The sequence below is a fragment of the Georgenia sp. H159 genome, from assembly GCF_035607575.1.
Lineage (GTDB): Bacteria > Actinomycetota > Actinomycetes > Actinomycetales > Actinomycetaceae > Oceanitalea.
The window spans coordinates 1-12,336 of record NZ_JAYDZY010000024.1 but is presented as its reverse complement, the minus strand read 5'-3'; the positions used below and the strand labels follow the sequence as shown (position 1 = coordinate 12,336).

Genomic DNA, 12,336 nt, shown 5'->3' with positions numbered 1-12,336 from the left:
AGGGTGTTGGTGGTGCCGGCGTCCGGACCCGGTGGACCTGGGCTGGCGGGTCGGGGTGACCTGTCCGCCGGGGTTGCAGGCGGTGCGGGTGGTGATGTCGGCTTGCCCCTCGCCCACATCCTCGTTGTCAGGCGGTCGGGGCGTTGGTCAGCTTCTTCATCACCTCGCCGAAGATCTGCTCGACCTCGGGGTCTGGGCGGCCGACGCCGCCACCTGCGACCCAACCGCCGTCGACGACCAGGTTCGCGCCGGTCACGTAGTCGGCCTCGTCCGAGCAGAGGTACACCGCTGCCATGGCGATGTCCTCGGGCCGGCCGATCCGCGGGTTGAGAAGCGCGCGTTCGACAGACGCGCGCCCGCCGGCCTCCAACAGCGGTCGCGTCGCGGGGGTGTCGATGAATCCCGGGGAGACGGTGTTGACGCGAACGTTCCACGGCGACAACTCGACGGCGAGATTGGCCGTGAGGCGCAGGACGGCGGCCTTGGCCACGTTGTGAACGAGATTGCCCGCAACGTTTCCCGGCATCGCCGAGCCGACCATCGCGGCGACCGAGCCGGTGTTGAGGATGGTTCCGCGGCCCTTGCGTTTGAAGACCGGCAAGGCCTTCTGGATCGCCAGGAACAAGATGGTGACCTCGTTGGTCATGTCGAAGTCCCAGTCCGCACGGGTCAAGGACTCGATGGTGCCGCCGCGGACGCCGGAGGCGTTGTTGTAGAGGATGTCGAAGTCGCCGTACTGCTCGACGGCGAAGTCGATCCAGCGCTGCACCGCGGCTTCGTCGCCCAGATTCAGTGGCTGCATCGAGACCATCTCACCGCCCCGCGCCCGAACGAGCTCGACAGTCTCCTCGGCCAGCTCCGCCTTGAGATCACAGCCCACAACCTTGGCGCCTTCAGCGGTGAAGGCGAGAGCGGCGGCCCGTCCCTGTCCGTCTGCCGTGCCGGTGATGAGGGCTACCTTGCCCTCCAGTCGTCCTGCCATGGAGATACTCCTCTTCGAGTAATGAACGGAAAGTGCGCGACCCGATAGCCGGGCCGTGCCGTCAGCGCCCGCTCTCGGTCGCGGCGCTGAGCGGAGGGTGTGCACCTGTTTGCCCAGGCGCAGGTGAGCGAACTCAAATGTTGACCACCAACGTCGCGGACGGCCTCTGGACCGTGCCCCGATATGGCAAGAGCGCCAGGGGTCGTCGAGGGCCATGAGCCACGTCGCCCAGGCATGGCAATGGGGAGCGCGTCGCTCACGACAGGGTGAACAACGGGCCGACAAGGACCAAGCCGAGATCGTCGCCGAGATGGGCGAAGAGCGCGAACATGACCAGTGCCGCACCGGCGAGGGCCATGTCCTTGAGGAACTGGGTCTGCTCCATGGCTTTGGCTCCGGGGTCTGCCTCGGCCCAGAATCCGTGCATGATGAAGGCTGTCGGTACGAGGAAGGCCACCAGCAGCAGGGCGCCCACGTCGGGCCAGATCCCCAGGGCGACCATGAGCGCGCCGACGATAATCTGCAGTCCCGTCAGCGGGACCATCAGGTTGGCGGCCGGCACTCCCTTACCTGTGGCGTAGCCGGCCATCATCTGCCGCTGGGCGAGGTGACCGTAGCCTGAACCGAGGAAGAGCAGGGCGAAGAGCACCCTGCCGATGAGTACAAGGACGTCCACGTCACCCTCCGAGGGTCACCGCTTACGATGTGTAAGTAAGTGAGGTATAGCAGTATCATCGGTGCACGTCAATCACGCTCGACTCGAGCAGACGTGGGGGTCGAGGTGGCTTACGAGGAGATCGGCCAGGCGGGCGAGAGCCGCGCACGCTACTGCCCATCGTTCCACCAGGCCGTTGAGCTCCTCGGTAGGCGTTGGAACGGTGTCATCCTTCACGCGCTGATGGCTCACATCGAGCGCTTCAGCGAGATCCGCGCCGCGATCCCCGGGTTGTCTGACCGCCTGCTGGCCGAGAGGCTCCGAGAGCTGGAAGGTGCAGGACTCCTCTCGCGCACATGTCCCGTCGCCACAGGCGCCCCGCGATACGTGCTGACGGCGAAGGGGCGAGCCCTGGGCCCAGCGGTCGACGCAATTTCCTGTTGGGCAGCAGAGTGGGGTCAGGTATCCGACTAGCCGCGGTCTCTCACGCGGCAAGGTGACCCGGAGTTGCGAATGCGTCCTGAGCGGCTCTGGGTTCGTCCGACTGGGGCGAGGGCCCACAGGTGCCGGGCCCGGCGGGTTGTACAGTCTCAGGAGGAGGTGGCGTACGTGCCTGACCTGGAGATGATGCGGGCGTATTGGGCGCAGAGGGCCCGGCCGCACCCCGAGGGAGCGGTCCTACCGGTGCACCAGGAGCGGTGCCTCGGCTGCGGGCCCGACAACCCCCACGGCCATCGACTCCAGGTCCGTCGCCGTGGTGACGAAGTGGTCGCCGAGCACACGTTCGGCGATCGCCACGCGGGAGCTCCCGGGGTCGTCCACGGTGGCGCGGTCGCCACCGTCTTCGATGACTTGTTTGGATTCCTGCCTTACCTGCTGGGGACGCCGGCGGTGACCCGCCAGCTCGCCGTGGAGTACCTGACTCCGGTACGCGTGGGGGTCGCCTACCGGCTGGAGGCGAGCGTGATGAGGCGGGAGGACCGCAAGTTCTTCGTTGCTGGGACGCTGCGCGACCTCGACGGGCGCGCCGTGGCCTCATCGACGGCAGTCTTCCTCACTGTAGAAATCGAGCACTTCGCGCGACACGGCTCCGGCAGTGCACCGCAGGTGACCCCTCAGGGTCGATGACGCGCGGACGGGGGTCTGACCGCCGAGGAGGGGGCCTGGCGAGCCGCGGGTGTCGTCATTCCCGCCCGTTTCCCGTGGTGCGATGACGGTCAATCCTGGTGGCCTGCTCGGCGGTGTGTCGCTCCATCTATGCCTTGCGCGACGGCGGTGAGGAGCGTGGCCTGACTGTGAGGCGGGGACGGCGGTCTTCTGGGTCGCGGCGGCTTCGGCATTCGCCTACCCGGGCGCCGAGGCATTGCCGTCGGAGTTACCGGAAGTCGTCCCCGGTTCCCCGGGTGCTGGATCAACGAGCGTTTCGCGGCGGAGATAATGCTTGCCCTGGGCGGTGCCGGTTGTGCCCTGGAGACCAGGACCCGCCGGTCAGCGACGTCGAGGCTCAGGCACCTGACGGCCGCCGGGCGCCTGTCAGGTGCCTGAGCCAGGCCGTCGTAGTTCTCAGGAAGACTGTACCTCGGCACGGTGGTGTGGGCGGGCGCGCCGGGTGCGCGCCCGGTCGAGGAGGTCGTAGAGCACCGGGACCAGCACGAGGGTGAGCAGGGTGGACGTCGTCAGCCCGCCGATGACCACCAGGGCGAGTGGCTGGGAGATGAACACGCTGCCACCGGTGAGCCCGAGGGACATCGGTATGAGGGCGCCGATCGTGGCCGCGGCCGTCATGAGGATCGGTCGCAGGCGGTAGCGGGCGCCCTCGATGACGGCCTCGGTACCCGGTAGGCCCCGGCGCCGGTGCTGGTTGACGAGGTCGATCAGGACGATGGCGTTGGTGACCACGATCCCGACCAGCATGAGCAGCCCGATCAGTGCCGGCACGCCGAGTGGTGTCCCGGTGGCGAGCAGCATACCCAGCGCGCCGGTCGCGGCGAACGGCACGGAGACCAGCAGGATCAGCGGCTGGGTCAGGGACCTGAAGGTCGCGACCATGACGAGGTAGACGATCGCGATCGAGGCCAGCAGCGCCAGGCCGAGGTCGGCGAAGGCGTCCTGCTGTTCGGCGCTGATTCCGGCGATCTCGGCTTGGGCCCGGTCGGGCAGCGCCAGGGCGTCCAGCTTCTCCTGGAGGCGGGCGGTGACTCCACCGAGGTTCTGGTCGGTGGACGTGGCGGTGACGCTCGCGGTGCGGACTCCGTCCTGGCGGGTCAGGGAGGTGGCCTGCTCGACCTCGGTGACCTCCGCGACCTGGCCCAGCGGTACCACGCCGCTGGCCGTGGGCACCGGGGCGGCGCGCAGGGCGGCAACGTCCGCCGGGGCCTCGCCCAGCCGCAGCACCACGTCCAACGTCTCCCCCTCGATGCCGGCCTGGCCCACGGGCGCTCCGCGGAGCATGCCGGCCAGCGCCTGGCCGATCGCGGCCTCGCTGGTGCCCGCGGCGGCCGCGGCCTCGCGGTCGACCTCCACCGTCACCGCCGGGGTGTCGGAGGCGAGGTTGTTGACCACGTCGGTCAGTCCGTCGACCTCGTCCATCGCCTGCTGGACGGCGCCAGCCGCCTCTCGCAGCGCTTCGTCGTCGTCCGCCCGCACGAGGACCTCCACCGGGGGCAGCGCGAATCCGGCCTGCGCCGCCGTGACCGTCACGTTCCCGACGTCGCTGAGCTCGGCCAGTCTCTCGCGCAGCTCGCGCTGGATCTGGTCGGGTTCGGCGTCGGACTCGGCGGTGATGGAGAACGTCGCCGTGTTCGAACCGCCGGCGCCACCGAGGAACGCGGCCTCGATACCACCGCCCGAGCCGACGGTGACCTGATAGGTCTCCACGCCGTCCAGATCGGCGATGACCTCCTCGATCTGGCGCGCCGCCTCGTTCGTCGCCTCCAGTGAGGTGCCCGGAGGAAGCTCCTGGCTGACTGCGACGGTGTCCTGGCCCGCGTCCCCGATGAAGTTCGTCTCCAACCGTGAGGACAACCCGACGGTTCCGGCCAGCACCACGGCGGCGGCAACGAGCGTCAGCACCGGGTGGCGCAGACACGCGCGCAGAACCGGCACGTACGAACGCTGAAGCAGGCCTGAGCGCTCCCGCTCCTCGGCCCGGTCGCGGTGCGCGCCCGTCCCGGCACGCTCACCGGTGCCGCGCAGGAACCAGTAGGCCAGGACCGGGACGATCGTCAGGGACACCAGCAGCGAGGCCAGCAACGCGATGGCCACGGTGAAGGCGAAGGGCCGGAAAAGCTCGCCGACCTGGCCGCCGACGATGCCCAGCGGCACGAACACTGCAGCGGTCGTGATGGTCGACGAGGTCACCGCTCCGGCGACTTCGCGGACGGCCGCGAGTATCGCCGCGGACTTCTCCTCACCGTAGCCCAGGTGCCGCTTGATGTTCTCGATGACGACGATGGAGTCGTCGACCACCCGGCCGACGGCGACGGTCAGCGCACCCAGGGTCAGGATGTTCAGGGTGTACCCGCCGACGGAGAGCCCGATCATCGCGATCAGCAGGGACAGCGGGATGGACACGGCGGTGACCAACGTCGAGCGCAGCGACAGCAAGAACAGCATGATCACCAGGACGGCGAACACAAGCCCGAGCAGGCCCTCGGTGCTGAGATCCTCGATGGACTGCTCGATGAAGGGCGCCTGGTCGAAGACCACGTCCACCCCAGCACCATCGCCCAGCGACTCCTCCCACTCGGGGATGAGGTCGCGAACCGCCTCGGAGATGCTGACCACGTTCCCGTCCGGCGACTTCGTGATCGCGACAGCCACGCTCTCCTCGCCGTTGGTGCGCGCGTAGGACGTGGCATCGACGGGTTCGATCTGCACCGTCGCGACATCGCCCAGGGTCGCTGGCTGCCCACTGGGCGGGCCCGGTAGGGGCAGGGCGACGATGTCGTCCACGGTGCTCAGCCGCTCACCGACGACAACGCTCAGGCGGCGCCCGTCGTCGCGGACTGTGCCCGCCGGGACGACGACGCCGTTGGCCTCCAGCGTCGCGGTGATGGCCTCCATCCCCACCCCGGAGGCGACCAGCGCGGCCGGGTCCGGGGTGATCAGGACCTGCACCTCCCTGGTCCCGGAGAGCGTGGCCTCCCGCACACCTTCCACGGCGCGCAACTGCGGCAGTACCTCATCCTCGAGGTGCGCCACAAGTTCCCGCTCGCCCGCCTCCGGGGCCGCCACGGCCAGCTGCACGACCGGGAGCTGGTCGATGCTGCCGGCCACGACCGTGGGTGCGGAGCCGGCCGGCAGGGTCGAGGCCACCCGGTTCACCGCCTGCTGCAACTCCTGTTCGGCGTCGTCCATGTCGGTTCCGTATGCCAGCTCCACGGTCACCATCGACAGCCCGTTGGTGCTGGACGACGTCGTCCCCTCCAAGCCCTCGATACCGGCCACCGCGTTCTCGACCACCGTGGTGACCTGCTGCTCAACCACGTCCGGCGCCGCGCCGGGCTGAGGGGTCACCACGACCGCGACCGGAATCTCCAGCGACGGGATCAACTCCTGCCGCAGCGACGTGGCGGAGAAGACGCCCGCGACGATGATCATCGCCGTCAGGAGCGCCACAATCGCGCGGTTTGCGAGGCTGAGCCGAGCGAGGCCGACCATGTCCACTCCAGGTATGTTGGGATTCCCGAGACACTAAGGATGACACGAAGCATATGGCCATCACCGACGAGAGCGGACGCGGCGAGGTGATCGCCGCCATCGAAGAGCACGAGCGGGCCCTCGTGCGGCTCTACTCACGCACCCGGGTGAGCCCTCTGCTCGAGACCGCCCTGACAATGCAACAGCTCAAGGCGCTCCTGCACCTGAGCGCGGAGGGGCCCGTGGTCAGCCATCGACTCGCCGACTCCCTCGGCATCACCCCCGCCAGCGTCACGGGACTGGTCGACCGCCTCGTCGAACGCGGACTGGTGCACCGGGCGGAGGACCCCCAGGACCGCAGGACCCGCCTCGTCGAGCTCACAGCCGATGGCCTCACCACCGTCGACCGCCTCCTGACAGCCGGCGCCGAGCACCGACGCGACCTGCTCTCACGGCTGGACATCGAGGCCCTGCACGCCGTGGCGACCGCCTTCGCGGCACTGCACCGCGCCGCGGAACAAGCCCTGAGCGAGGACACCGCAGGCTGACCTACACTCGGTAAGGACTCACCGCCACACCTCGACGCGCACCCCGTATGCCCGCCCCGCCCCAGGATCGGCGTCCACGGCCACACAGGGCCGCGTTGCGCCACCGTGCGCACGGCGCACGGCCACGCCAGCGTGGTGCACCGGTAGACGCCCCGCCGGGCATGGTCAGCCACGATTTCGTCTCCATGCCGGGTTCCTGACGAGCCCCGATCCTCCACCGGCTGGCCCACGCGGCCAGTTCTCGCAGTACGAGCTCTCGCGCCGGTGCGGCGTATCAGTCGGCCTCCCAGCAGGTGCGGGCGCTCACTGAGCAGGCGGTCGGACAGCCCCGATCTCGTTTGATGCGGCGCTCCCCGGCGAGAAGTTCCAGGATGATGGACCCGGTCCAACGGCCGCCGATCAGTTCCGTCGCCCGCTGCGGGCGGGGCACTGGACCGCCGGGCATTCACCGCCTCCCCCGCGCCGCGGACGGTCCAGGGGGGCATCGCGTGACCCGGTGGCCCCACCAGGGGGCTAGTCTCGTGACCCGTTCGGGCTTACCATTCATAAGTGCGGGTGGGTGCGCTGGCACCCCGGGGCTGAACGGAGCGGATGGCGGGATGGAAGTATTCGTTCTCGTTGAACGGATCTCGTGCGTGCCACTGTTCCTCGCGTCCGAACCGCGGGATCTGACCCGCACCTCGATGGTGGTCGCCTATGCCGGCTCGCTCGGTGCGCCCAGGTCGATCGTGCCGGCGGCGGTGGTCGGCAGTGGGCTACCGATCGTGACTGCTCGGGGTGGAGGGAGGTCTCGGGGCGCTGTTCCTGACGGTCCTCCTACCTCCCACCGCACTGGTCATCCACGACCCGCGGGGGCCGCCGACGCGCAGGCCCGGGTGGTGGAGCAGACGCAGCTGCTCAAGAACCCAGCACGGGCCGGCGCCGCCCTCATGGTCCTGGGGCTGTTCACCGGTGCCGGGCACGACCTGCGGCTCGCCCTGGCCGGTCCCTTGTTGGATCTGGGTTAGCGGCCCGAAAAGGAGAGGCAATGACACGCTCCGGACTGCTCGAGGCCGGCACCCTCGCGCCCGACTTCACCCTTCCCGACCAGACCGGCGACGCCGTCCGGCTCTCAACTCTGCTCGCCGACGGGCCGCTCGTGCTCTTCTTCTACCCTGCGGCGATGAGTCCCGGCTGCACCGCCCAGAGCTGCCACTTCCGCGACCTCGCCGCAGAATTCGCCGCCGCTGGGGCGCGCGTCGTGGGGATCAGCCGAGACAGCGTGGACCAGCAGGGCCGGTTCGACCGTGCCAATCGGCTTGGATATCCGCTGCTGGCCGACGTGACCGGTGAGGTGTGCCGCGCCTTCGGGGTGACTCGCGCGCAGGGCGACCTGCTACCGCTGCGCCGCTCGACCTTCGTCATCGCCCCAGACCGGCGGATCCTGGCGGTGATCCACAGCGAGCTACGGATGGAGGCCCACGCTGATCGAGCGCTAGATGCTCTGCGGCGTCGCGCCGAATCGGCCGACTGATCCACAGACCTTCCGGGGTAACACACCCCGGCGGGCCCGGCCGGACTGCCCACCATGGACCTGGCACGCGCTTCCTACAGCCCCACCATGCGCATGCCGGCATCGTTGTACCGGTTCCCGCGGACCGGGACGGTGGCGGCGAGAGCGTCGAGCTCGGCGACCTCGTCCGCGCTCAGCGGGACCGTTGTGGCGGCGGCGTTCTCGGCGACCCGCCCGCTCGGCGCGGCGGCTCGTGAGCGCGCCCTCGCCGAGCGAGCGGCGCAAGGACGCCTGCGCGGTGCACTGGCTCGCTTGGTCGGGGCGAGGACCGAGGAGCGCGCCTGGCGGATCGGAGCCGACGGTGAGGAGGCGGTCGCGGCGCAGCTCGCCAAGCTCGGACCTGAGTGGCGGGTCCTCCACGCGGTTCGTGTGGGGCAACGTGGCTCGGACATCGATCACGTCGCCATCGGTCCGGCCGGCGTGTTCACCGTCAACGCGAAGCACCACCCCAACGCCTCGGTCTGGGTCGGCGGTGACACGTTCATGGTCAACGGCCGACGCCTGCCCTACGTGCGGAACAGCCGACACGAGGCGCGACGGGCAGGCCGCCGGCTGACGGCGCAGGTCGGCTTCCCTGTGACGGCGACCGGCGTGATCGCGGTGATGGGCGCTACAAGGGCTTCACGGTCAAGCAGCAACCCGAGGACGGTGCCGTCATCGTGGTGCAGCGCCGACGCATCGGCCAACACCTTCTGAAGGCGCCCTCGCGTCTGTCCGCGCGCGAGATCGACGCGATCTTCGACGTCGGCCGTCGATCGACGACCTGGCGACAAGACCCTGGAGGACGGCGGCCTGCGGACAACCCCGATCAGATCGAGCGGAAGCTGGGTCGAGCGCTCGAAGTGGGCGGCTTGGCTGCGAATCTGATACCCGTGGCGCAGGCACGAGGCCGCGTCACCATCACACATACGCAGCCGCTGGGCCGTCGGATCCCCGGATGAATCAGCCAGCTTCGGAGATCAGCGGCAGCAGCTGAACCCTCGTCAGGCGGTCCGGCCCCATCGAGAACACGGCGTTACCCTCGCCGCTGATGGTGCCCTCAATGGCGTCCAGGTTGTCGAGGAGATCGGCTTCCATTCGTGCAACGTCGAGCAGGTAGCCCCGGAGGATCACGACAGAGGGGTCAGTTGCCTGCTGTACAGCGAGGTACTTCGTGAGTCTCTTGTCAGCTGTCAGAAGCACCGCGTCGTTCTGCCGGCACCACTCGAAGATGTCTTCGTCAGCCGTACGTTCCATTCCCAGTTCGGCGTGTCAAGGGACAGCGGGACCTCCCCGTGGGCGGACAGGAGACCTCCCTGTAGGCGGACAGTTCATCTCCCTGTCCGCGGACAGTTGATCTCCCTGGGGTGCTCAGTTCAAGGGGACCACCCCGCGTCCGGCGGTGGCCTCGGCGAGCCGGAGTGAGGTGCCCTCGGTGATGATGACGTGGGCGTGGTGCAGGAGCCGGTCGACGGCGGCGGTGGCCAGGGTCTTGGGCATGATGGTGTCGAACCCGGCGGGGTGGATGTTGCTCGTCACGGCCAGGCTGCGGCGTTCGTAGGTGGCGTCGACGAGGCGGTAGAAGGCCTCGGCGGCGGCCTGCCTGGAGGGCAGCATGCCGATGTCGTCGACGACGATGAGCTCGGCGCGGGCGATGCGGGCGATGACCTTGCTGACCGAGCCGTCGACGGCGGCCTTGCCGATCGCGGCGTTGAGGGACTCGAGGGTGAACCACGAGACGCGCATGCCGGCGTCGATGACCTTGTGGGCCAGGGCCTCAACGAAGTGGGTCTTGCCGGTGCCTGATGGTCCGGAGATGGCGAGGTTCTCGGTGCGGTGGACCCACTCCAGGGTGGCCAGCGCCGACTGGGTCGGGACCGGGATGGAGGAGTCGTCCTCGCGCCAGGAGTCGAACGTCTTCCCGGCGGGGAGCCCGGCGGCCTTGCGGCGCATGGCCCGGGTGGCCTCGTCGCGGCCGCGGGCCTCCTCGGCGAGCAGGACGCACAGGACCTCGGTGGGGTCCCAGCGTTGGGCCTTGGCCGTGGCGAGGACCTCGGGGGCGGCGGCGCGCAGGTAGGGCATGCGCATGCGCTTGAGGACCGCGGTGAGGTCCTCGGGCAGCGCCGGCGCCGCCGGCATCGCGGTCCTCGTCGTGGTGGTGGTCATCGGGTGGTCTCCTTGCTGGTGGTGAAGCCGGCCCAGGTGGCGGTGCCGGGCTGGGCGGAGTGCGTTTCGTCGGCCATGACGAGATCGCCGGTAGGGGCAGTGGTGGCTTGGTGGGCGACGATGGCGGTGAGGTCTTCCTCGCCGAAGCGCCCTGCGGCCGCAGCTGCCGTCAGGGCCGCCGCGACAGCCGGGGTGCCGACCAGGGCGGCGAGCTCGAGGGCGGCGGCCATCTTGGCCCGGATGCGTGTCGCTCCGGCGGCCGAGGCGGCGACCAGCCAGTCGCGGGCCCCGTCGCCCAGGGCGAGGAACTCGTGCTCGGCGGCGCTGCGAGCCCGCGGCCGCGGCGGCTTGGGCGCCCCGTCGGGGTCCTGAGGATGGTCGGGGTAGTGGGCCAGGTCGATCCGCGGAGTGCCCGGGGTGGAGAGCCGGTGGCGAGCGACCTCGATGAGTCCGCGACGCTCCCCGGCCCACTGGGGACGGCGGGGCAGGGTGTCGAGGTCGGCGACCAGGACGAGCTCGTTGCCGGCGACGCGGGCCCAGACCTCGGCGCCGACCAGGCCGGGCGGGGTGGAGTAGCGCACCGAGCCGTAGCGCACCGTCTGATCGGTGTTCACCGTCCTGGTCTCGCCCAGAGCGAGGGTGTGTGGGGCGGCCGGCAGCACGTGCAGCCGGCGGCGCTCTTCGGCCAGCGCTTCGGCCGGGATGCGCGCGGACTCGCGGTGGAGGCGGCTGTTGACCTTGGCGCAGAACTCCTCACACGCTTCCTCCAGCTCGGCGAACGAGCCGTACTCGGGTCGCAGGTTGGCCTCGGTGGGCACCACGTCGGCCTTCGCCAGCCGGACGGTGGACTCAGTGCCGCCCTTGGACTCGGGGTCGAAGGGGACACAGGTGTGGACCTGGGTGCCGTAGTGCCGCCCTGCCGCCACGATCTGCGGGTGGCGCACCGCGACGCCTGCGACGTGGTCGATGCTCACCGTCTGGCGTTGTCGGTCAGCACGTAGGTCGGCGCCCCACCGATCCGCCGCAGGGTCTGGTCGAGGCAGGCGATCAGCGTGGGCAGGGTCTGGTCCCACACCGGGATCACCACGCGGAAGCGTGACCAGGCCAGCCACGCGCAGAACAGCAGCGTGCGCCGCATCGCGCCGTCGGGGCCGGGCACCTTCGGTCCCTCGCCCCAGTCGAACTGCAGCCACAGCCCCGGCTCGGTGATCCACGGCCGATACATCCGCCGGTTCCCCGCCCGCCACGCCGCCTTCGCCTCCGCGACCGCTCGGCGCGTGGTGCGCTCAGTGCCGGTGAACCCCATGCCGACGAGCCGCTCGTGGATGACGTCGGCGCGGACCTTGCCAGCACTGCGCTCCACCCACTCCTCGACCTTCGGCAAGTACCCGTCGATCATCCGCGGCCGCCGCGAGGTACCGGTCACCGGGCGGCCAGCGTCGCGGGCAGCGACATAGCGCCGCACAGTCTTGGCATCCACCCCGGCCAGCCGCGCGGCCGAGTGCGCACTCTCTGTTGCATCGAACGCTTCGAGAATCTCCATGATCTCCCTGTCACACTTCTTCATGCGTCCCTCCGGTGGAACCTGCTCAAGGTGTCGAGAACCTCGAGCAAACCCCGGAGGGACGCCTTCATCGGGACCGACACGGGCCGATCCCACGGGCCACAGACAGGGAGATCAGCTGTCCGTCAGCAGGGAGGCTCGTGTCCGCCTACAGGGAGGTTGGCATGTCCGCTAGCACGGCGGTGTGCTGCGCTTCCCGCCCAGCGGTGGTGAGCCGGGCAGCGAGTGATCGCGGGATGTTCTGATCGA

At 69.7% G+C, this 12,336-nt stretch carries 11 protein-coding genes and 1 pseudogene; 6 read left to right on the top strand and 6 right to left on the bottom strand.

The features are described from left to right. Positions 1-127 precede the first annotated feature (127 nt). Both VR894_RS19045 and VR894_RS19040 read right to left on the bottom strand, forming a co-directional pair. Entirely contained in the window at positions 128-982 is an 855-nt protein-coding gene (locus tag VR894_RS19045; RefSeq protein WP_324654115.1) for an SDR family NAD(P)-dependent oxidoreductase, read from the bottom strand. Positions 983-1,238: 256 nt separating this feature from the next. Then, complete coding sequence (locus VR894_RS19040) at positions 1,239-1,658, bottom strand: DoxX family protein (RefSeq protein ID WP_324654114.1); 420 nt, start codon at positions 1,656-1,658, stop codon at positions 1,239-1,241. Positions 1,659-1,697: 39 nt separating this feature from the next. Here VR894_RS19040 and VR894_RS19155 point away from each other — a divergent pair, with 39 nt between their 5' ends. Further along, complete coding sequence (locus tag VR894_RS19155; RefSeq protein WP_416380873.1) at positions 1,698-2,111, top strand: winged helix-turn-helix transcriptional regulator; 414 nt, start codon at positions 1,698-1,700, stop codon at positions 2,109-2,111. Positions 2,112-2,402: 291 nt separating this feature from the next. Then, positions 2,403-2,765, top strand: coding sequence for a PaaI family thioesterase (locus VR894_RS19035; protein WP_324654112.1), 363 nt, complete (start codon positions 2,403-2,405; stop codon positions 2,763-2,765). 435 nt (positions 2,766-3,200) lie between these two features. Here VR894_RS19035 and VR894_RS19030 read toward each other — a convergent pair whose 3' ends face one another. Continuing rightward, positions 3,201-6,299, bottom strand: coding sequence for an efflux RND transporter permease subunit (locus VR894_RS19030; protein WP_324654110.1), 3,099 nt, complete (start codon positions 6,297-6,299; stop codon positions 3,201-3,203). 53 nt (positions 6,300-6,352) lie between these two features. Here VR894_RS19030 and VR894_RS19025 point away from each other — a divergent pair, with 53 nt between their 5' ends. The 4 genes from VR894_RS19025 to VR894_RS19010 all read left to right on the top strand — a co-directional run bounded on the left by VR894_RS19025 (position 6,353) and on the right by VR894_RS19010 (position 9,074). Beyond that, positions 6,353-6,826 (top strand): MarR family winged helix-turn-helix transcriptional regulator, encoded by a 474-nt coding sequence (locus VR894_RS19025; protein WP_324654109.1) that lies wholly within the window; start codon positions 6,353-6,355, stop codon positions 6,824-6,826. Positions 6,827-7,704: 878 nt separating this feature from the next. Further along, entirely contained in the window at positions 7,705-7,833 is a 129-nt protein-coding gene (locus VR894_RS19020; RefSeq protein ID WP_324654107.1) for a hypothetical protein, read from the top strand. Between the two features lie 20 nt (positions 7,834-7,853). Beyond that, positions 7,854-8,339, top strand: coding sequence for a peroxiredoxin (locus tag VR894_RS19015; RefSeq protein WP_324654105.1), 486 nt, complete (start codon positions 7,854-7,856; stop codon positions 8,337-8,339). A gap of 87 nt (positions 8,340-8,426) precedes the next feature. Then, positions 8,427-9,074, top strand: a complete 648-nt coding sequence (locus tag VR894_RS19010) for a nuclease-related domain-containing protein (RefSeq protein WP_324654103.1) — start codon at positions 8,427-8,429, stop codon at positions 9,072-9,074. Between the two features lie 246 nt (positions 9,075-9,320). Here the strand turns inward: VR894_RS19010 and VR894_RS19005 are convergent, their stop codons facing one another. From VR894_RS19005 to istA, 3 genes and pseudogenes are all read right to left on the bottom strand, one after another. After that, positions 9,321-9,614: a DUF5615 family PIN-like protein gene (locus VR894_RS19005; protein ID WP_324654101.1), complete on the bottom strand. Its 294-nt coding sequence runs from the start codon at positions 9,612-9,614 to the stop codon at positions 9,321-9,323. 114 nt (positions 9,615-9,728) lie between these two features. Continuing rightward, a complete protein-coding gene (gene istB / locus VR894_RS19000; RefSeq protein ID WP_324654099.1) occupies positions 9,729-10,523 on the bottom strand; it encodes an IS21-like element helper ATPase IstB in 795 nt (264 codons plus the stop codon). Continuing rightward, a pseudogene (gene istA / locus VR894_RS18995) lies at positions 10,520-12,090 on the bottom strand (IS21 family transposase). The gene istB and the pseudogene istA overlap by 4 nt, the downstream one beginning before the upstream one ends. Between the last annotated feature and the right edge of the window lie 246 nt (positions 12,091-12,336).

Bases quoted from the DNA above. Each gene is read 5' to 3' on its own strand.
- VR894_RS19045 (WP_324654115.1), bottom strand. From the start codon at position 982: ATGGCAGGACGACTGGAGGGCAAGGTAGCCCTCATCACCGGCACGGCA.
- VR894_RS19030 (WP_324654110.1), bottom strand. From the start codon at position 6,299: ATGGTCGGCCTCGCTCGGCTCAGCCTCGCAAACCGCGCGATTGTGGCG.
- VR894_RS19025 (WP_324654109.1), top strand. From the start codon at position 6,353: ATGGCCATCACCGACGAGAGCGGACGCGGCGAGGTGATCGCCGCCATC.
- VR894_RS19015 (WP_324654105.1), top strand. From the start codon at position 7,854: ATGACACGCTCCGGACTGCTCGAGGCCGGCACCCTCGCGCCCGACTTC.
- VR894_RS19010 (WP_324654103.1), top strand. From the start codon at position 8,427: ATGCGCATGCCGGCATCGTTGTACCGGTTCCCGCGGACCGGGACGGTG.
- VR894_RS19005 (WP_324654101.1), bottom strand. From the start codon at position 9,614: ATGGAACGTACGGCTGACGAAGACATCTTCGAGTGGTGCCGGCAGAAC.
- istB (WP_324654099.1), bottom strand. From the start codon at position 10,523: ATGACCACCACCACGACGAGGACCGCGATGCCGGCGGCGCCGGCGCTG.